This window comes from Pseudomonas cimarronensis (assembly GCF_049331905.1).
Lineage (GTDB): Bacteria > Pseudomonadota > Gammaproteobacteria > Pseudomonadales > Pseudomonadaceae > Aquipseudomonas.
Genome location: NZ_CP186283.1, coordinates 1,994,289 through 2,012,296, shown reverse-complemented (window position 1 = coordinate 2,012,296; position 18,008 = coordinate 1,994,289). Strand labels below are relative to the sequence as shown.

Sequence of the window (18,008 nt, the reverse complement as noted above, 5' to 3'; positions counted from 1 at the left end):
ACACGCCCAATGCGCCTGCGCGCAGTTCTTTTCGATATGGACGGTACCCTGCTCGACAGTGCGCCGGACTTTATCGCCATCAGCCAGGCCATGCGCGCCGAGCGCGGCCTGCCGCCGATTGCCGACAAGCTGATCCGTGATCAGGTCTCCGGTGGCGCACGCGCCATGGTTGCAGCCAACTTCGCCATGGACCCCGAGACTGAAGGATTCGAGGCGCTGCGCCTGGAGTTTCTTGAACGTTATCAGGATCACTGCGCAGTGCTAACCCGGCCGTTTGACGGCATGCAAGAGCTGCTGAGCGACATCGAACAAGCCAAGCTGATCTGGGGCGTAGCCACCAACAAGCCAGTGCGCTACGCCGAACCGATCATGCAGCAACTCGGTATGGCGCAGCGCTCGGCTGTACTGGTCTGCCCGGATCACGTCAGCCGCAGCAAGCCCGATCCGGAGATGATCCTGCTAGCCTGCACGAAGATGGGTGTGGAACCCGCCGCCACCCTGTTCGTCGGCGATGACGAACGTGACATCGCTGCGGGCCGCGCCGCCGGCTGCAAGACCGCAGCCGTCACCTACGGCTATATCCACCCGCAGGACAACCCACGCAACTGGGGTGCTGATGCCGTGGTGGATCACCCACTGGAACTGCGCGCCCTACTCGAACGAGCCCTGTGCAGCTGCTGAGAATCGCCTGCCGCGCGCCAACGCCATACGCTTTTGAATGAATGAGGTTGTACCCATGCATAACTATTCCGCCCGCCCTGACCTGCTCAAGGGCCGCGTGATTCTGGTAACCGGTGCCGGCCGTGGCATTGGCGCAACCGCCGCCAAGACCTTCGCCGCTCACGGTGCAACCGTGCTGCTGCTGGGCAAGACCGAGGACAACCTCAGCCGCGTTTACGACGCCATCGAAGCCGCTGGTCACCCACAGGCCGCAGTCATTCCGTTCAACCTGGAAACCGCCCTGCCGCACCAGTACGACGAACTGGCGGCAATGATTGAGGCTGAATTCGGCAAACTCGACGGCCTGCTGCATAACGCCTCGATCATTGGCCCACGCACACCGCTGGAACAGCTGTCTGGCGACAATTTCATGCGTGTCATGCAGGTCAACGTCAACGCCATGTTTATGCTCACCAGCACCCTGCTACCGCTGCTCAAGCTCTCGACGGATGCCTCGGTGGTGTTCACCTCCAGCAGCGTCGGCCGCAAAGGCCGCGCCTACTGGGGCGCCTATGCCGTCTCGAAGTTCGCCACCGAAGGCCTGATGCAGGTCTTGGCTGATGAAATCGACGGCATCAGCAACGTGCGCGCCAACAGCGTCAACCCGGGCGCGACCCGTACCGACATGCGCGCCCAGGCCTACCCAGGGGAAAACCCGGCCAACAACCCACTGCCGGAAGCCATCATGCCGGTGTATCTGTACCTCATGGGGCCGGACAGCACCGGGGTGAATGGTCAGGCATTTGACGCCCAATAAGCCTGAATAGCCGCCGCCGGTTTTCCGGCGGCGGCTGAGTCAGTTGGCATCAGATTGCCAGCAGCACCGCCAGTTAACCGGCAAAAGCTTGCCGCCCCGCGCCCCACAACAACTCCAAGCACCTGAAATAAAAGCACTTTTAAGTCATTTCAAAAACTGGCATGGATTTCGCTGAAGCCTCGCTATCGCCGCGTATAGCGCTAGAGGTAAAGCTTCATGGCCCCGCACAACCAGTCCAACACCATTGATTTCGACGCAGCCAAACTGCAACGTCTTGGCTATGCCAGTCGCCTGCAGAAAAACCTGAAGCCAGTCAGCCTGGCGCAGCTGCGCCAGCAATTGAGCCTGCGCTTGCAGACCTCGCTGGAAGCCGAACGCATCCTGGAGCTGTTCTACAACGAAGTGCAGCGCCTGGTGCCGCTCAGCGCCCTCAGCTATCAGCTGGCCTCCTGCGACCTGCGCCTGGAGCTGGGCGAGCGTGCCAGCCATTCCGCTGGCTACCGCCTGAACCACGATGGCGAATTCCTCGGCGAGCTGACCTTCCGGCGCAACCAGCGCTTCAGTGAAGACGAGCTCGGCCAGCTCGAATCACTGCTCGCCAGCCTGCTGTTCCCGCTGCGCAACGCCCTGCTCTACCGCGCCGCCCTGCAGACAGCCCTGCGCGACCCATTGACCGAAACCGGCAACCGCATTGCCATGGAGCAGACCCTCAAACGCGAGGTGGACATTGCCCGGCGCAATCTGCAGCCGCTTTCGGTACTGATGGTCGACATCGACCACTTCAAACGGATCAACGACACCCACGGTCACATCGTCGGCGACCAGGCCCTCAAGGCTGTAGCCAGCGCCCTGAAAGACAGCCTGCGCAATGTCGACATGGTGTTCCGCTACGGCGGCGAAGAATTTATGGTGCTGCTCTCCAACACCAACCGCGAAGCCGCCTCTATGGTCGGCGAGCGCCTGCGTCTGGCCGTACTGGGCATTCAGTACCTGGTGGAAAACCGCGCCATTGAACTGTCGGTCAGCCTTGGCTGTGCCTGCTTGCTGCCAGGTGAATCTATGGACAGCCTGCTGCGCCGCGCCGATAACGCGCTGTACGTGTCCAAACGTGAAGGCCGCAACCGCCTGTCGATGGCCGGCTAACGCCAGCGCAACCAGCAAAAAGGCGACCCTAGGGTCGCCTTTTTATTACCACTTAGAACGCCTTATTCCGGCTTGCGATCACGGCCAAAGCCCGGCCGCTGACCTTCACGGCCCGGCTGGCTGCGACGCTTGACCGGTGCACCGGCCGGCTTGCGCGCTGGCCGATCCGTCAGCTCAACGCCAGGACGCTGCGCACCCGGCTTGGCCGGACGCTTCTTGCTGACGTCACTCGGGCGTTCGGCGACCGGTGTACCTTTGCTCTGATCACCACGCGGGCTACGTGCTGGGCGCTCACTACCGTCACCACGGGCAGGACGCGAACGGCCCTGATCACCCGCTGTGGCCGGGCCACCATGCGCCGGACGCAAGGTGCGCTCCGGACGCGCGGCACGGCCCACCGGCTTGGCCGATTTGCGCTGCAAACGGTCGAGCTTGTCACGGGTCTTTTCTTTCATCTCCGGCAGAGCGACCGGCTTGAGGCCGACTTCCTCGCTGAGGATATCGACTTCGCGCTGGCTCATTTCGCGCCAGCGGCCCATGGTCAGGTCCGACGTGATAAACACCGGACCGAAACGCACGCGCTTCAGGCGGCTGACCACCAGACCCTGGGACTCCCACAGGCGACGCACTTCGCGGTTACGACCTTCCATCACCACGCAGTGGTACCAGTGGTTGAAGCCTTCACCGCCAGGCGCTTCCTTGATGTCGGTGAACTTGGCCGGGCCGTCTTCGAGCATCACGCCGGTTTTCAGGCGCTCAATCATCTCTTCGTCGACTTCGCCACGCACGCGCACCGCGTATTCACGGTCCATCTGGTAGGACGGGTGCATCAGACGGTTGGCCAGTTCACCGTCAGTGGTGAACATGAGCAAGCCGGTGGTGTTGATGTCGAGGCGGCCGATATTGATCCAGCGGCCATCTTTCGGCCGTGGCAGACGGTCAAATACGGTCGGACGGCCTTCCGGGTCGTCGCGGGTACAGATCTCGCCTTCGGGTTTGTTGTAGATGATCACGCGGCGCACGCTCTCGGCGCTTTCTTCGCGACGGATCACCTTGCCATCGACGGCAATGGCGTCGTGCAGATCAACGCGCATGCCGAGGCTGGCGACCGCACCATTGACCTTGACGCGGCCGGCACTGATCCAGGCTTCGATTTCACGGCGTGAAGCCAGGCCCATACGCGCCATGACTTTCTGCAGTTTCTCGCCTGCGGGGCTGTATTCTTCGGATTCACTCATCTGGGCACCTCCCGGTGTTTTCTCTGGTGATAAGGACAATTCAGGCAGTGCCTGCTTGTCGAAGGGGCGCGGAGCATACGCGAAACGCAGCGCATACGCACGAGGTGAGGCTAGCTGGCTGATCGGTGGCCGTCAGCCTTTACGACAATCGGCGCCTATGCACAAGGGTGTGTTGATGTTTCGTTCGCGGCCGCGCCGTAGCCCGGATGAAATCCGGGGAGCTGCCATCCCGGATTGCGCCAAGGCTTATCCGGGCTACCGCTGATCAGTGGCTACATCCTACGCAGGCTAGCGAGCCGTCTCAGTCAGACAGCTGTTCTTTATCCAGGTTTTCGTGAGACTCATCGACATCGTCACGTTCATCGTCCTGCTCGGGTAAGTCATCGAAGTCAATCTTCAGACCCTGCTCCATCGAGTCCAGCTCGGCCAGCAGGCTGCTAAAGCTGGTTTCCTCGCTCGCCTCACCGGCGGGTTCATCGGCCAAGGCCAGGTCGGCGCGCGCCTGCAAGCCCTCTGGCACCTGCGGGTCATCCTCAAAGGCCAACACTGGCTCCGGCTCCAGCTCGCGCAGCGCGGCCAGCGGCGGTAATTCGTCGAGACTTTTCAGGTTGAAGTGATCAAGAAAGCCCTTGGTGGTGGCAAACATCGCCGGCTTGCCCGGCACATCGCGGTAACCGACCACGCGAATCCACTCACGCTCCAGCAGGGTTTTGACGATGTGGCTGTTGACCGCCACACCGCGCACATCCTCAATCTCGCCACGGGTGATCGGCTGGCGATAGGCGATCAGCGCCAGGGTTTCCAGCATGGCCCGCGAATAGCGCTGCGGGCGCTCTTCCCACAGGCGACCCACCCATGGCGCGAATTTCTCGCGCACCTGCAGACGGTAGCCGGACGCCACTTCCACCAGCTCGAAAGCGCGCCCTTCGCAGGACTTGCCCAGGTGCGTCAGCGCCTTCTTGAATACCGCCGGCTCCGGCCGCTCGGCCTCTTCAAACAGCTCAAACAGACACTCCAGCGATTGCGGTTTGCCGGAGGCCAGCAGAAAGGCTTCGAGCAGGCCGGCCAGCTCACGAGGTTCGTTAAGGTTCATGCTTATTCAGCCCGTGCGCGCACATGGATTGGTCCGAAAGCCTCATTTTGCACCAGTTCGACCAGGGATTCCTTGATCAACTCCAGCACCGCCATAAAGGTCACCACCACACCAAGCTTGCCTTCATCGGCACTAAACAGGCTGACAAAAGGCACAAAGGCGCCGCCCTTGAGGCGCTCCAACACTTCACTCATGCGCTCGCGGGTCGACAGCGCTTCACGGGTGACCTGGTGGCTCTCGAACATATCGGCGCGGCGCAGCACTTCGGCCATCGACAGCAGCAGTTCTTCCAGGCTGACATCCGGCAGCAGCTTGCGTGCCCGCGCCTGCGGGGCATCCAGTTGCGGCACGGTGAGGTCACGACCGACCCGGCTAAGGCCGTCGATCCCCTCTGCCGCTGCCTTGTAGCGTTCGTACTCCTGCAGGCGGCGGATCAGCTCGGCGCGCGGATCGTCTTCTTCGGCCTCGGCTTCGCTGGAGCGCGGCAGCAGCATGCGTGACTTGATCTCGGCGAGCATGGCCGCCATCACCAGATATTCAGCGGCCAGTTCCAGACGCACCGACTGCATCAGTTCGACATAGCCCATGTACTGCTTGGTGATTTCCGCCACCGGGATGTCCAGCACATCGATGTTCTGCTTGCGGATCAGGTACAGCAGCAGGTCCAGCGGGCCTTCGAAGGCTTCGAGAAATACCTCCAGGGCATCCGGTGGGATGTACAAGTCCAGCGGCATTTCGGTGACCGCCTGGCCATACACCAGGGCAAACGGCAGCTCCTGCTGCGCATGAGCCTGATCCTGGAGATGGCTGTCGGGGTGTTCCGGGGCTGGCACGCTGGACATGATCACTCTCGAAATTAGATGCAGCGTTAGGTTCAGCGGTAATTCAGGCCAAGAGCCAGGCGCACTTCACTCAAGGTTTCCCGCGCTTCGGAACGCGCCCGTTCAGCGCCATCGGCAAGAATCTGCCGCACCAGATCGGGACTGTCCTGATAATCCGCGGCTCGCGCCTGCAAGGGCTGCAACTCGCGCTGCAAGGCCTCGGCCAGGGGCGCCTTGCATTCCAGGCAGCCGATTGCGGCACTGCGGCAACCTTGCTGCGCCCACTCGCAGGTGGCATCGGTCGAGTACAGTTGGTGCAACGGCCACACCGGGCAGTGTTGCGGATTACCGGGATCATCGCGGTGCACCCGCGCCGGATCAGTCGGCATGCGGCGAATCTTCTCCTCGATCACCGCACCGCTGTCACGCAGGAAGATCGCATTGTTGTTGGACTTGGACATCTTGCCGCCATCCAGCCCGAGCAACTTGGGCGCCTCGCCGAGCATGGCTTGCGGCTCGATCAGCACAATCTTGCCGCCACCTTCCAGGTAACCGTAAAGACGCTCCTTGTCGCCCAGGGTGATGCTCTGCTGATCCTTGAGCAACGCCCGTGCGGTTTCCAGCGCCTCAGTGTCGCCCTGCTCCTGATAGGCCCTGCGCAAGTTGTTGTAGAGCGTCGCCGTTTTCTTGCCCAATTTTATGATCGCCGCCTCGGCCTTTTCCTCAAAGCCTGGCTCACGCCCGTACAGATGGTTGAAGCGCCGCGCCACATCACGAGCAAACTCGATATGCGCCAGCTGGTCACCGCCCACCGGCACCACACCGGCGCGGTACAGCAGGATGTCAGCGGCCTGCAGCAGGGGGTAACCGAGAAAGCCGAAGGTGCTCAGGTCCTTGCTGTGCAGCTGTTCCTGCTGTTCTTTATAAGACGGCACGCGTTCCAGCCAGCTGAGCGGACAGATCATCGACAGCAGCAGGTGCAACTCGGCGTGCTCAGGGACTTGCGACTGGATAAACAGGGTCGCAGAACTGGGGCTGACACCAGCCGCCAGCCAGTCCACCGCCATGTCCATGACCCGCTGCGACAGCGGGCCGACATCGTCGTAATCGGTGGTCAGCGCATGCAGGTCGACGATGCAGAAGAAGCACTCATAGCTGTGCTGCAGCTTCACCCAGTTTTTCAGCACACCCTGATAGTGCCCCAGGTGCAGCTGACCACTTGGGCGCATGCCAGACAATACGCGACGTTCAGCGTCTACGAGACTCAAAACCGGTTACCTGAAAACTCGAAAGAGCCGGATTATAGCGAGACAGGCTCACAGGTCATCCGTAAAAGGCGATGGATCCCCGCAACCGACCCGGAATACCTCAGGTTCGTCGTCGAGAAGGCTGACCACGGTGGACGCCTCCAGCCCGCCAAAGCCACCATCGATGATCAGATCGACCTGATGCTCCAGGATCTGGCGCATCTCATACGGGTCGCTCATGGGCAGGGTTTCCCCCGGCAGGATCAGGCTGACACTCATCAGCGGCTCATCCAGCTCCGCCAGCAAGGCCATGGCAATCGGGTGGCTGGGCACGCGCAGGCCAATGGTGCGGCGCTTGGCATGCAGCAGCATGCGCGGCACCTCGCGGGTGGCGTTGAGAATAAAGGTGTAAGGCCCGGGGGTATGGCTCTTGAGCAGACGGAAGGCGGCGGTATCGACCTTGGCAAAGGTACTGAGCTGCGACAGGTCGCGGCACACCAGGGTGAAGTTGTGCTTATCGTCCAGCTGACGCAGGCGGCGAATACGCTCCACCGCGTTCTTGTCGCCAATATGGCAACCAACCGCGTAGGAGGAATCGGTCGGGTAGACCACCACCCCACCGTTGCGGATGATCTCCACGGCCTGTTTGATCAGGCGCGCTTGCGGGTTTTCCGGATGAATCTGGAAGAATTGGCTCACGCTAAGGCCCTGGTCAAATTGCAGCAGGCTGCTGGACATGTTGAAACCGTGCCCACAAGGGCGGTAGATCCTCGGGCACCGGGCGATAAACACCCAGCTCAGACCACTGACCCGGCGCATGGAAATCACTGCCGGCGGTGACGAACAGGCCAAATTCACGGGCCAGAATCGCCAGGCTGCCGACTTGCTCGGCCGGCTGCATGCCATTGACAACTTCAAGCGAGTGGCCGCCCGCGCCAACAAAGTCAGCTATCAGCTTGCGCCGCTTACTGCGAGTAAAGTCGTACTGCCAGGGATGCGCCAGGCTGACCCAGGCCCCAGCGCGACGCAGGGTATCAACAGCTTGCGCCAGCTCCGGCCAGTGCTGTTTGACATCACCCAACTTGCCCGAGCCGAGCCACTTGCGGAATGCTTCGGCGCGATCCTTGACGTAACCGTTGTGCACCAGAAAATCGGCAAAGTGCGGCCGCGCCGGCGCATTGCCGCTGTCACCCAACTCTTGCTGCAAAGCCCGCGCACCTTCCAGCGCTCCCGGCATGCCCTTGGCTTCCAGGCGTTTGGCGATTTCCGCAGCGCGCAACCAGCGCCCTTCATGCAGTTCGGCAATGGCCTGCTGCAGGGCCGGCGCATCACGGTTAAAGGCATAACCCAGCACGTGAATGGTCGCACCACCCCAGGTGCAGGACAGTTCGATGCCATTGACCAACTGCATGCCCAGAGCCTGCGCCGCCTGTGCCGCCTCATCCAGGCCGTCGAGGGTGTCGTGATCAGTCAACGCCAGCAGACGCACACCTCGCTCGAACGCCCGCGCCACCACCACAGCGGGCGCCAGGGCGCCATCCGAAGCGGTGCTGTGGCAATGCAAATCAACGTCCATAGGGGGCACTTTCCGAGTCATTTATGTTTGTTATTATGCCGGCAGATGTAGATTCTTGCTGGCTTGCGCCAATATTTCCTCGACTTTGCCCGGACAGGCTGCTTTTCTCCCTGGCAGTGGCCTGTGCCGAATACCTTATTAAGGATAGAAATGCTCTACGCGATCATTGCCACCGATGTGCCGAACTCCCTGGAAAACCGCCTGAATGCCCGCCCGGCGCACCTGGCGCGCCTGGAGCAGCTGAAAAGCCAAGGCCGTCTGATTCTCGCGGGGCCGCACCCGGCCGTCGACAGCAATGACCCAGGCCCGGCCGGTTTTTCCGGCAGCCTGATCGTCGCCGAGTTCGAATCACTGCTGGCCGCGCAGCAATGGGCCGATGCCGATCCCTATCGCGCCGCCGGGGTGTATGCCAGCGTCGCGGTGAAACCCTTCAAGCTGGTTCTGCCTTGAAGCCATTCTTTCGCTGAACAACCCGATAACAACTAAAAAATAGGAGTTCCGATGCGTCCAGGCCCACTGTTTCTGCTCCTGACCCTGTGCTTGCCGGCTATCGCCCTAGCCGAAGAAAGCCCGCCTCAACCGCTGGCAGAAGCCACCTCGGCGCAAGCGCAAATCGATGATCTGGAACAGCGCCTGGCACTCAGCGAAGAGCAGCGCGAAGCCCTCAGCGCGGAGTTGCAAAGCAGCTCAGGCGAACGTGAAACCGTGCAATTGCAGCGCCTGCGCCAGGAGAACCAACGCCTCAAACTCCAGCTGAAGAAAGTCCAGGCCAGCGCACCACAACCGCTGGTCAGCGAGCAGCAGATGTGGTTTGCCATCGGCGCCGGAGCCGGCCTGCTGGGGGTGATTATCGGCGCGGTGCTGCGGCGTGGTCGGCGCTCCCGTAGTGAGTGGCTCAACTGACCCCATGAGCAACCTGCTGTTAATCGACGACGATGTCGAACTCTGCGAATTGCTGACCAGTTGGCTGACCCAGGAAGGCTTTCAGGTCAGCGCCTGCCATGATGGCAGCAGCGCCCGCCAGACCTTGGGTACATCCAGCCCGGATGCGGTGGTGCTGGATGTCATGCTGCCTGATGGCAGCGGCCTGGAATTGCTCAAGCAGCTGCGCAACGACCACCCGGAACTGCCGGTACTGATGCTCTCGGCCCGCGGTGAACCGCTGGATCGGATTCTCGGCCTGGAGCTGGGCGCCGACGATTACCTGGCCAAACCCTGTGATCCCCGCGAACTTACCGCCCGCCTGCGCGCGGTATTGCGCCGCAGCCTGCCAGCCAGTCCAAGCAGCCCGCTGGATCTCGGCGACCTGCACTACAGCCAGGCACGTGGCACCGTCACCCTGGGCGAGCAGGAAGTACTGCTGACCCTCTCGGAAAGCCGCATTCTCGAAGCGCTGCTGCAACATCCGGGCGAGCCGGTGGACAAACAGCAACTGGCGCAGCTGGCTCTGGGCCGCAAGCTGACCCTGTACGACCGCAGCCTGGACATGCACGTCAGCAACCTGCGCAAGAAACTCGGCCCACATGCCGACGGCCGCCAGCGCATTCTGGCGCTGCGTAGCCGCGGCTACTACTACAGCGTCTGAGCGCCGCATCGGTAAATCCACCGCGCCACGCTCTTTACCCAAGCTTTACCTTGCCCTGACGGCCCTTGACCTTGACCGCCCTAGACTGGGCTCATCCGGTGTTGACCGGTTTCAGACAAGGAGACACACCATGCGCAAGACCCTGACTGCTGCACTGCTCGCCCTGACACTGCCAACTCTGGCCATGGCCATGCCTGAGGGTGGTCCACGGCACGGCGGCGGCCACCATGGCGAACATGGCGCCCGCATGTTCAAAGAACTCGACCTGAGCAAAGAGCAACACCGCGAAATCCGTAAGCTGATGGGCGAGCAGATGAAAGGTCGCCATGACATCACCCAGCGCTACCTGAGCAAGCTGCCAGCGGCTGAACAGAAAGCCATGCAGGATGAGCTGAAGGCAGCCAAGGACAAACAGCACGCGGCGATCCGCGCGTTGCTCAAGCCCGAACAACAGAAAGCCTTCGACGAACACCAGCAGAAAATGAACGAGCGTCGTGCAGAAATGGCCGAGTTCAAAGCCTGGAAAGCCGAGAAGGACAAGCAGGCCAACTAAGCCTGAAGCCACCCCACCACCGCCGAGCCAACAGGCTCGGCGGTTTTTTGCATGAGGAATAGCCGTGCGTTCACTGTTCTGGCGCATCTTTGCCAGTTTCTGGCTGGCGATCGCCCTGGTTGCCGGGCTGTCCATGCTGCTTGGGCGCATGCTCAATCAGGACGCCTGGCTGCTCAGCCAGCACCCGGCACTGGAGCGCTTTGCCGAAAAGTGGACGCAGCGTTACGAGAGCCAAGGCCCGCGTGCCGCCCAGGCTCTGCTGGAGCAACGCAAACGCAAGTTCCGCATCGACGTGCAGGTACTCGATGACAGTGGCCAGCCGCTGGTCGAGGGCACCTTTCCACCCCGAGCGGCGGCGTTCGAAGCGCGTCACCGCAATGAAAAACGCCTGCCCTGGCGCCGCCTGAGCGCCGAGTACACCAGCCCGCAAAGCGGCGAAACCTACCTGCTGATCTACCGCATCCCACTGCCAGAAATTGCCGCCTGGCAGCGCGACAGCCTGTTGTGGCCGCTCAGCGCCCTGGGTATCGCCATGCTGGTACTGACCCTGTTCAGCCTCTGGCTGACGCTGTCGATCACCCGCCCGCTAAACCGCCTGCGCGGCGCCGTACATGACCTGGGGCAAACCGCCTATCAACAGAACAGCCTGGCCAAACTGGCCGAACGGCGCGATGAACTGGGCGTGCTGGCGGCTGACTTCAACCGCATGGGCGAACGCGTGCAGGGCCTGATCAGCAGCCAGCGGCAACTGCTACGAGACGTGTCCCATGAACTGCGCTCGCCACTGGCGCGGCTACGCATTGCTCTGGCCCTGACCGAACGCGCCGATGCCGCCACACGGGAAAGCTACTGGCCACGCCTCAGTCAGGAATGTGATCGCCTGGAAGCGCTGATCAGTGAAATCCTCACCCTCGCCCGCCTCGATGCCGAACCAGGCGCAGCGCAGCCGATCAACCTTGATGAGCTGCTGCACAAATTGCAGGAGGACGCGCGCCTGGACGCGCCGGAGCAAAAGATCGAGATTCAGCTGGAAAGCGGCCTGCAGCTCAACGGCTGGCCGGACATGCTGCAACGCGCGCTGGATAACCTTCTGCGCAACGCCTTGCGCTTCAACCCAACGGGGCACGCGATCGAAATCAGCGCCCGCCGTGAGGGCGAGCAGCTGTGCCTGAGCGTGCGCGATCATGGGCCCGGTGCCGCGCTTGAACACCTGAGCCGCTTGGGCGAGCCGTTCTTCCGCGCGCCCGGGCAGACCAGCAGCGGTCATGGCCTGGGCTTGGCCATCGCCCGTCGCGCCGCCGAACGGCATGGCGGCCAGCTTGAGCTGGCGAACCATGCGCAAGGCGGCTTTGTCGCCACCTTGCGTGTGCCACTTACTCAGCCGCAGGCCAGGCCCTGACAAACTCACTGACCTGCACCTGGGGCACCGCGCGCAATTCGCGCTCCGGAGTACCCAGGTAGAGGTAGGCAATCAGCTGCTCATCGGCCGCTAGGCCCAGACCAGCCGCCACTTGTGGGCTGTACGCCATATCCCCGGTACGCCAGACCGCGCCGATGCCCTGGGCATGGGCCGCCAGCAGGATTGCGTGCGCCGCACAGCCTGCCGCCAGCACCTGCTCCTGCGCCGGCACTTTCGCACTGGCTTGCACCCGCGCAATCACCAGCACCAGCAACGGTGCCCGTAGCGGCATGGCGCGAGCTTTGCTCAGGGCTTCAGGGCTGGCATCGGCGGGTAAGGCGCTGGCAAACAGTTCGCCCAGCTGGGTCAACGCCTCGCCTTCCACGGTGAGAAAACGCCAGGGGCGCATCTGCCCATGGTCAGGTGCGCGCAATGCCGCACGGAACAGCAGGTCACGCTGTGCAGCATCGGGTGCCGGCGCAATCAGGCGCGGCGCGGATACACGGTTAAGCAGCGCATCAAGAGCGTCCATCAGCCACCTCAAGTATTTATTCAGGTGGCCATTCTAGTGCTTGTGCGGGGCTGACGGGTATCCGCAGGCTCAGGCCACTCGGTCCGGCGACACGCTGGGCATGATCGGCGGCGTCAGAGGCGGCAGGCCGTGCGCCTGACGCGCGGCGTCACAATGCGGGTTGTGCTCGCCATTGGCCCAGGACGCCTCGAATTCACGGCAGGTGCTGGAACGCTGCTCATACAGGGTGCAACGCACCCCCTGGCCGACTTCGCCGAGCAAGGCGTTACAACGCGCAGGCTTGCTTTCCGTGCCACGCATGGCAACACGGTGCGGGGTGATCAGCACCACCTGATCGTCCGGCATCAAACCGCCGGCCGATTGGCACTCGCCCCAGAAAAATGACACACGAAAATACGCGCAGCAGGCGCCACAACTCAGACAAGGATTGCTTTCGGACATGATGGAAGGCTCAGAAACCGGCAAGGGCCGGCACCTGGCGGCTATTCTATGCAGCGCCAAGCGCTTGTAAAGCACCCAATGTGGCGGCTGTACAGCGGCTACAGCGCGCGTAGAATGACGCCCCTTTGCCCCAGAGCCCGAGCCAGCCTCCATGTCATTGCCGACACTGCGCATCATCGCTTTCATCCTCGGCATTTTCCTGATCACCCTGGCCGTCAGCATGTTGATCCCGATGCTGACGCTGCTGCTCTATTCGCGCACGGATGACCTCAGTGCCTTTCTCTGGTCGAGCCTGGTAACCGCCATCGCCGGCATCGCCATGATCATTCCAGGGCGCCCCAAAGACGCGCAGCTGCGCCCTCGGGACATGTACCTGCTGACCACCGGCAGCTGGCTGGTGGTGTGCATCTTTGCCGCCCTGCCGATGGTCTTGATTCACCACATCAGCTACACCGACGCCTTCTTCGAAACCATGTCCGGCGTGACCACTACAGGCTCTACCATCCTGGTCGGACTGGACCAGGCCTCCCCCGGTCTGCTGATCTGGCGTTCGATGCTGCAATGGCTGGGCGGTATCGGCTTTATCGGCATGGCGGTGGCGATTCTGCCGCTGCTGCGGGTCGGTGGTATGCGCCTGTTCCAGACTGAATCCTCCGACTGGGGCGAGAAGGTCATGCCACGCTCGCACATGGCGGCCAAGTACATCCTGTTTATCTACCTGAGCCTGACCCTGGGCGGCTTTCTTGGCTTCTGGCTGGCCGGCATGACGCCCTTCGATGCCATCAACCATGCGATGACCTCAATCTCCACCGGTGGCTATTCGACCTCGGACTCATCGCTGGCCAACTGGACCCAGCCGGCCGTGCACTGGGTGGCCGTGGTGTTGATGATCTTCGGCGGCCTGCCATTCACCCTGTATGTCGCCACCCTGCGCGGCAATCGCAGAGCGCTGATCAGGGACCACCAGGTACGCGGCTTTCTCGGTTTTCTGCTGATGACCTGGCTGGTGTTTGGCACCTGGCTGTGGCTGCACTCGGACAACAGCTGGCTGGACGCCTTTCGCATCGTCGCGGTGAATGTCACCTCGGTGGTCACCACCACCGGCTTTGCCCTCGGCGACTACACAACCTGGGGCAGTTTCGCCGTGCTGTTGTTCTTCTACCTGACCTTTGTCGGCGGCTGCTCGGGCTCGACCTCCGGCGGCCTGAAGATCTTTCGCTTCCAGGTGGCTTATGTGCTGCTCAAGGCCAACCTGCAGCAGCTTGTTCATCCGCGGGCGGTGATCAAACAGCAGTACAACAACCACAACCTCGATGAAGAGATCGTCCGCTCGCTGATCACTTTCTCGTTTTTCTTCGCCATCACCATCGGCGTGATCGCCCTGGGATTGGCGCTGATCGGTCTGGATTGGGTCACCGCCCTTACCGGCGCGGCTACAGCGGTGTGTAACGTGGGCCCGGGGTTGGGGCCGATCATTGGCCCGGCGGGTAATTTCTCAACACTGCCTGATTCTGCCAAATGGCTGCTGACGCTCGGCATGCTGCTCGGTCGCCTGGAAATTCTCACCGTACTGGTGCTGATTACCCGCGCATTCTGGCGGCACTGATACACACTGAACGTTGCGTCAAATGGCATGCCCTGACTCGTACCTAGACCTTTGGTCTACAGACATGGAAACCACGTAGATGGCCTGGCCGACCTTGCGAATCATCATGTTCATCAACGGCATCTTTCTGCTGACGCTGGCCATCAGCATGACCATCCCGATGCTGACGCTGGTGCTGTTCGACCGACCGCATGAGCTCAATGCCTTTCTCTGGTCCAGCCTGATCACCTTCATCGCAGGCATGACGATGATCGTCCAGGGCCGGCCCAAGGATGTGCAACTGCGCCCGCGCGACATGTACATGCTGACCGTATCCAGCTGGGTGCTGGTAGGGCTGTTCGCCGCCCTGCCCTTTATGTTCTCGCAGCACCTGGGGCTGACCGATGCGGTGTTCGAAAGCATGTCGGGGATTACCGCCACCGGCGCCACCGTACTGGTTGGCCTGGACAGCATGTCGCCAGGGATTCTGATCTGGCGCTCGTTGCTGCACTGGCTCGGCGGCATCGGTTTTATCGCCATGGCCGTGGCCATTTTGCCGATGTTGCGAATCGGTGGCATGCGTCTGTTCCAGACCGAGTCATCGGATCGCTCCGAAAAGATCATGCCGCGCTCGCACATGGTGGCCAAATACATGGTCGCGGCCTACCTGGGTATCAGCCTGCTCGGCTGCCTGGCCCTGTGGACGGCGGGCATGGGCGGGTTTGACGCAATCAACCACACCATGTCGGCCATCGCCACGGGCGGTTTTTCCACCTCGGATCAATCGCTGGGCAAGTGGAGCGAGCCGGCGGTGCATTGGGTCATCATCGTGCTGATGATTCTCGGCAGCGTGCCGTTCGTGCTGTTTGCTTCGATGCTACGCGGTAACTACAAAGCCCTGATCCGCGACCAACAGGTGCGCGGCTTCCTCGGCATTTTGCTGAGCACTTGGCTGGCACTCGGGACCTGGTACTACCTGAGTACTGATCTGCACTGGCTGGAAGCCATTCGTCACGTAGCCTTCAACACCACGTCGATCATGACCACCACTGGTTTTGCACTCGGCGATTACACCCTGTGGGGCGGCTTTGCCGGCATGCTGTTCTTCTACCTGGGCTTTATCGGTGGTTGCTCGGGTTCAACGGCGGGCGGGCTGAAAATCTTCCGTTTCCAGGTCGCCTACACCCTGCTCAAGGCCAACCTGATGCAGCTGGTACACCCCCGCGCGGTGATCAAGCAGCAGTACAACCGGCACAATCTGGATGAAGACATCGTCCGTTCGATCCTGACCTTCTCATTCTTCTTCACCATCACCATTGCCGTATTGGCCCTGGCCCTGACCCTCTGCGGTCTGGACTGGATCACCGCGCTTAGCGGCGCGGCCAGCACCGTGTCCGGCGTCGGCCCCGGCATGGGGCCGATCATCGGCCCGGCGGGTAACTTTTCCAGCCTGCCAGACACAGCCAAATGGCTGCTGACCTTCGGCATGCTGCTCGGACGCCTGGAAATTCTGACCGTGTTGGTGCTGATGTTGCCGGCGTTCTGGCGGCACTAAGAATCTATTTACGACCTGCTGCGTTAAAAACAGGCTCGGATGCCGCTTGCGGCTAACGCGCTTTAGCGCGACCCGAAGGGCGAGTGAAACGAGTAATACTCATGTACAAAAGTACACTCCGCTTGATTCGCTGCGCTCACCCTGCGGGCCAGCCGTTGGCTGTTACTCCGCTGCGCTACGTTCCTCGCCTGTTTTTGCCTTGCATGGCTCTAGCTCGCGAGCTCATAAACAGATTCAAGGACGTAATTACAAACGCGCGCGGTACTCACCTGGGGTGGTGTCAAACCAGCGGCGGAAGGCGCGGAAGAAGTTGCTCGGGTCGGAAAACCCCAGCAGGTAGGAAATTTCCAGCAGGGTCAGATTGGCCTGGCCCAGGTACTGGCCTGCTAGCTCGCGGCGGGTGTCATCGAGCAGCTGCTGATAACTGGTGCCCTCATCCTGTAAGCGCCGCTGCAAGGTGCGCTCGGACAACAGCAACGCCTGGGCCACGGCCTCACGCTTGGGCTCGCCCTGAGGCAGTAGACGACACAGCACCTGACGCACCTGGTGAGTCACCCGCGAGCCGGAAAAGCGCGCCAGGTAATCGCCGGCAAAGCGATCATGCAGCTGCGCCAAGGCCTCATTGGCCGACGGCAACGGCTCATCCAGATCGGCACGCTCGAACAACAGCGCATAACGCTCGGCGTTGAACTTCAAGGGGCACTGAAATACCTCCTGATAAGGCAGCAAGTCCTCAGGCGCCGGCCCCATCAGGCTGACCAGGCGCGGGCGCAGCGGCTTGCCCGTCAGCCAACGGCAGAATGCCAGCGAATAGGCCAACGAGGCTTCAGCGCTTTGCCGTGCGGAAGGCAGGCGATCACCATGAATCGCCAGGAGCATTTCATAACCTTCGGCTGTCGGGTGGAAACACAGGTCGGCGCCTTCACCGATAATCCGCTGATAGCGCACTAGACGCGCAAAACCCTCCTGCAGATTACGGCTGCTCATCACCGCGTAACCCACCACATTGAACGAGGATGGCCGCAGGGCTTTCGCCATGTTCAAGCCGATGGCCGGGTTGCCGGAGGCCTCAACCGCCAGGTGCCAGAGGCGGGTCATGGCATCCTGGGCAAACCGTGCATCGGGATTGCTCAGCGCCGCATAGTCGAGACCCAGCTGGACAAACAGGCTGCGGCAATCAACCCCGCCCAGTTCCAGTGCCGCGACAATCCCGGAGGCCCAACTGGATGAAGTGGTACGTTCACTCATGACTTGTTCAGTTCTTATTAGTGAGTCTGAAGGGCGACGGAAGGATACTAAACTGGCACTGAATGTCAGTGGCCCAGCGCGTCAGTCAACCTAGACTGCAAGTATGCCGCCAGCGCTGCAAGCCTGGTGCCGTGCAAAACAAGAAGAGGAGCCCCAGATGAGCACTGAAACCCGCGAGCGCTTCAGCAGTTTCGCCGAGTTCTACCCCTATTACCTGCAGGAGCACAGCAATGCCACCTGCCGCCGCCTGCACTATGTCGGCAGCCTGCTGGTGCTGTGTATGCTGGCTTACGCCCTGGGCACACAGCAGTGGCTGTGGCTGCTGAGCATTCCGTTGATTGGCTACGGCTTTGCCTGGATTGGCCACTTTGTGTTCGAAAAGAACCGTCCGGCCACCTTCGACTATCCGCTTTACTCATTGATGGGCGATTGGGTGATGCTCAAGGATGCGTTTACCGGACGCATCAAGTTCTAGAGCCCATTGCTGCAGCCCGCTCAGGCCGCAGCGCCGTTCG

Annotated in this window: 20 protein-coding genes; 11 read left to right on the top strand and 9 right to left on the bottom strand. The window is 61.7% G+C overall.

The window, feature by feature from the left end; all coding sequences use genetic code 11:
- The first annotated feature begins 9 nt into the window (after positions 1-9).
- From mupP to ACOCLD_RS09345, 3 genes are all read left to right on the top strand, one after another.
- Positions 10-681, top strand: a complete 672-nt coding sequence (mupP, locus tag ACOCLD_RS09355) for an N-acetylmuramic acid 6-phosphate phosphatase MupP (RefSeq protein WP_422911782.1) — start codon at positions 10-12, stop codon at positions 679-681.
- Positions 682-736: 55 nt separating this feature from the next.
- Positions 737-1,477, top strand: coding sequence for a YciK family oxidoreductase (locus tag ACOCLD_RS09350; protein WP_233684225.1), 741 nt, complete (start codon positions 737-739; stop codon positions 1,475-1,477).
- 216 nt (positions 1,478-1,693) lie between these two features.
- On the top strand, positions 1,694-2,620 hold the full coding sequence (locus ACOCLD_RS09345) for a GGDEF domain-containing protein (RefSeq protein WP_422911683.1): 927 nt from the start codon (positions 1,694-1,696) through the stop codon (positions 2,618-2,620).
- A 62-nt stretch (positions 2,621-2,682) separates the two neighbouring features.
- Here the strand turns inward: ACOCLD_RS09345 and rluB are convergent, their stop codons facing one another.
- The 6 genes from rluB to ACOCLD_RS09315 form a co-directional block, all read right to left on the bottom strand.
- Entirely contained in the window at positions 2,683-3,858 is a 1,176-nt protein-coding gene (gene rluB, locus ACOCLD_RS09340) for a 23S rRNA pseudouridine(2605) synthase RluB (protein WP_422911682.1), read from the bottom strand.
- A 301-nt stretch (positions 3,859-4,159) separates the two neighbouring features.
- Positions 4,160-4,951, bottom strand: coding sequence for an SMC-Scp complex subunit ScpB (gene scpB, locus ACOCLD_RS09335; protein ID WP_422911681.1), 792 nt, complete (start codon positions 4,949-4,951; stop codon positions 4,160-4,162).
- Positions 4,952-4,953: 2 nt separating this feature from the next.
- Positions 4,954-5,652 (bottom strand): segregation and condensation protein A, encoded by a 699-nt coding sequence (locus ACOCLD_RS09330; RefSeq protein ID WP_233684534.1) that lies wholly within the window; start codon positions 5,650-5,652, stop codon positions 4,954-4,956.
- 173 nt (positions 5,653-5,825) lie between these two features.
- Positions 5,826-7,040, bottom strand: coding sequence for a tryptophan--tRNA ligase (locus tag ACOCLD_RS09325; protein ID WP_422911680.1), 1,215 nt, complete (start codon positions 7,038-7,040; stop codon positions 5,826-5,828).
- 48 nt (positions 7,041-7,088) lie between these two features.
- Positions 7,089-7,718, bottom strand: a complete 630-nt coding sequence (locus ACOCLD_RS09320) for an L-threonylcarbamoyladenylate synthase (protein ID WP_257778261.1) — start codon at positions 7,716-7,718, stop codon at positions 7,089-7,091.
- 13 nt (positions 7,719-7,731) lie between these two features.
- The gene (locus ACOCLD_RS09315; RefSeq protein WP_257778075.1) at positions 7,732-8,595 is read right to left on the bottom strand and encodes a PHP domain-containing protein; all 864 of its coding nucleotides are present in this window, start codon (positions 8,593-8,595) and stop codon (positions 7,732-7,734) included.
- 150 nt (positions 8,596-8,745) lie between these two features.
- Here ACOCLD_RS09315 and ACOCLD_RS09310 point away from each other — a divergent pair, with 150 nt between their 5' ends.
- The 5 genes from ACOCLD_RS09310 to ACOCLD_RS09290 all read left to right on the top strand — a co-directional run bounded on the left by ACOCLD_RS09310 (position 8,746) and on the right by ACOCLD_RS09290 (position 12,132).
- Positions 8,746-9,045, top strand: coding sequence for a YciI family protein (locus ACOCLD_RS09310; protein ID WP_422911679.1), 300 nt, complete (start codon positions 8,746-8,748; stop codon positions 9,043-9,045).
- 51 nt (positions 9,046-9,096) lie between these two features.
- Positions 9,097-9,498, top strand: a complete 402-nt coding sequence (locus ACOCLD_RS09305) for a translation initiation factor 2 (RefSeq protein WP_422911678.1) — start codon at positions 9,097-9,099, stop codon at positions 9,496-9,498.
- Between the two features lie 4 nt (positions 9,499-9,502).
- Positions 9,503-10,180, top strand: a complete 678-nt coding sequence (locus ACOCLD_RS09300; RefSeq protein WP_422911677.1) for a response regulator transcription factor — start codon at positions 9,503-9,505, stop codon at positions 10,178-10,180.
- Between the two features lie 130 nt (positions 10,181-10,310).
- Positions 10,311-10,733: an LTXXQ domain protein gene (locus tag ACOCLD_RS09295; protein ID WP_422911676.1), complete on the top strand. Its 423-nt coding sequence runs from the start codon at positions 10,311-10,313 to the stop codon at positions 10,731-10,733.
- A gap of 64 nt (positions 10,734-10,797) precedes the next feature.
- Positions 10,798-12,132 carry a sensor histidine kinase gene (locus ACOCLD_RS09290; RefSeq protein WP_422911675.1) on the top strand — a complete coding sequence of 445 codons (1,335 nt, stop codon included), beginning with the start codon at positions 10,798-10,800 and terminating at the stop codon, positions 12,130-12,132.
- On the opposite strand, the gene ACOCLD_RS09285 is transcribed toward ACOCLD_RS09290, so the two are convergent.
- Positions 12,107-12,664 carry a nitroreductase family protein gene (locus ACOCLD_RS09285; protein ID WP_422911674.1) on the bottom strand — a complete coding sequence of 186 codons (558 nt, stop codon included), beginning with the start codon at positions 12,662-12,664 and terminating at the stop codon, positions 12,107-12,109. The genes ACOCLD_RS09290 and ACOCLD_RS09285 overlap by 26 nt on opposite strands.
- A gap of 69 nt (positions 12,665-12,733) precedes the next feature.
- Positions 12,734-13,105 (bottom strand): YkgJ family cysteine cluster protein, encoded by a 372-nt coding sequence (locus tag ACOCLD_RS09280; protein WP_233684214.1) that lies wholly within the window; start codon positions 13,103-13,105, stop codon positions 12,734-12,736.
- Between the two features lie 151 nt (positions 13,106-13,256).
- Here ACOCLD_RS09280 and ACOCLD_RS09275 point away from each other — a divergent pair, with 151 nt between their 5' ends.
- Together ACOCLD_RS09275 and ACOCLD_RS09270 are read left to right on the top strand one after the other, a co-directional pair.
- Positions 13,257-14,711 carry a TrkH family potassium uptake protein gene (locus ACOCLD_RS09275; RefSeq protein ID WP_422911673.1) on the top strand — a complete coding sequence of 485 codons (1,455 nt, stop codon included), beginning with the start codon at positions 13,257-13,259 and terminating at the stop codon, positions 14,709-14,711.
- A 79-nt stretch (positions 14,712-14,790) separates the two neighbouring features.
- Positions 14,791-16,245, top strand: a complete 1,455-nt coding sequence (locus ACOCLD_RS09270) for a TrkH family potassium uptake protein (protein ID WP_422911672.1) — start codon at positions 14,791-14,793, stop codon at positions 16,243-16,245.
- 246 nt (positions 16,246-16,491) lie between these two features.
- Here the strand turns inward: ACOCLD_RS09270 and ACOCLD_RS09265 are convergent, their stop codons facing one another.
- The gene (locus ACOCLD_RS09265) at positions 16,492-17,493 is read right to left on the bottom strand and encodes an AraC family transcriptional regulator (RefSeq protein WP_422911671.1); all 1,002 of its coding nucleotides are present in this window, start codon (positions 17,491-17,493) and stop codon (positions 16,492-16,494) included.
- 157 nt (positions 17,494-17,650) lie between these two features.
- Here ACOCLD_RS09265 and ACOCLD_RS09260 point away from each other — a divergent pair, with 157 nt between their 5' ends.
- Positions 17,651-17,968: an Mpo1-like protein gene (locus tag ACOCLD_RS09260; protein WP_257778066.1), complete on the top strand. Its 318-nt coding sequence runs from the start codon at positions 17,651-17,653 to the stop codon at positions 17,966-17,968.
- The last annotated feature ends 40 nt before the right edge of the window (positions 17,969-18,008 follow it).

What these genes read in the sequence shown, in the direction of transcription:
- ACOCLD_RS09260 (WP_257778066.1), top strand. Translation starts at nt 17,651, where the DNA reads ATGAGCACTGAAACCCGCGAGCGCTTCAGCAGTTTCGCCGAGTTCTAC.
- ACOCLD_RS09295 (WP_422911676.1), top strand. Translation starts at nt 10,311, where the DNA reads ATGCGCAAGACCCTGACTGCTGCACTGCTCGCCCTGACACTGCCAACT.
- ACOCLD_RS09270 (WP_422911672.1), top strand. Translation starts at nt 14,791, where the DNA reads ATGGCCTGGCCGACCTTGCGAATCATCATGTTCATCAACGGCATCTTT.
- ACOCLD_RS09350 (WP_233684225.1), top strand. Translation starts at nt 737, where the DNA reads ATGCATAACTATTCCGCCCGCCCTGACCTGCTCAAGGGCCGCGTGATT.
- ACOCLD_RS09315 (WP_257778075.1), bottom strand. Translation starts at nt 8,595, where the DNA reads ATGGACGTTGATTTGCATTGCCACAGCACCGCTTCGGATGGCGCCCTG.
- scpB (WP_422911681.1), bottom strand. Translation starts at nt 4,951, where the DNA reads ATGAACCTTAACGAACCTCGTGAGCTGGCCGGCCTGCTCGAAGCCTTT.
- ACOCLD_RS09305 (WP_422911678.1), top strand. Translation starts at nt 9,097, where the DNA reads ATGCGTCCAGGCCCACTGTTTCTGCTCCTGACCCTGTGCTTGCCGGCT.
- ACOCLD_RS09345 (WP_422911683.1), top strand. Translation starts at nt 1,694, where the DNA reads ATGGCCCCGCACAACCAGTCCAACACCATTGATTTCGACGCAGCCAAA.
- ACOCLD_RS09310 (WP_422911679.1), top strand. Translation starts at nt 8,746, where the DNA reads ATGCTCTACGCGATCATTGCCACCGATGTGCCGAACTCCCTGGAAAAC.
- ACOCLD_RS09300 (WP_422911677.1), top strand. Translation starts at nt 9,503, where the DNA reads ATGAGCAACCTGCTGTTAATCGACGACGATGTCGAACTCTGCGAATTG.
- ACOCLD_RS09275 (WP_422911673.1), top strand. Translation starts at nt 13,257, where the DNA reads ATGTCATTGCCGACACTGCGCATCATCGCTTTCATCCTCGGCATTTTC.
- ACOCLD_RS09285 (WP_422911674.1), bottom strand. Translation starts at nt 12,664, where the DNA reads ATGGACGCTCTTGATGCGCTGCTTAACCGTGTATCCGCGCCGCGCCTG.
- ACOCLD_RS09265 (WP_422911671.1), bottom strand. Translation starts at nt 17,493, where the DNA reads ATGAGTGAACGTACCACTTCATCCAGTTGGGCCTCCGGGATTGTCGCG.
- mupP (WP_422911782.1), top strand. Translation starts at nt 10, where the DNA reads ATGCGCCTGCGCGCAGTTCTTTTCGATATGGACGGTACCCTGCTCGAC.
- ACOCLD_RS09280 (WP_233684214.1), bottom strand. Translation starts at nt 13,105, where the DNA reads ATGTCCGAAAGCAATCCTTGTCTGAGTTGTGGCGCCTGCTGCGCGTAT.
- rluB (WP_422911682.1), bottom strand. Translation starts at nt 3,858, where the DNA reads ATGAGTGAATCCGAAGAATACAGCCCCGCAGGCGAGAAACTGCAGAAA.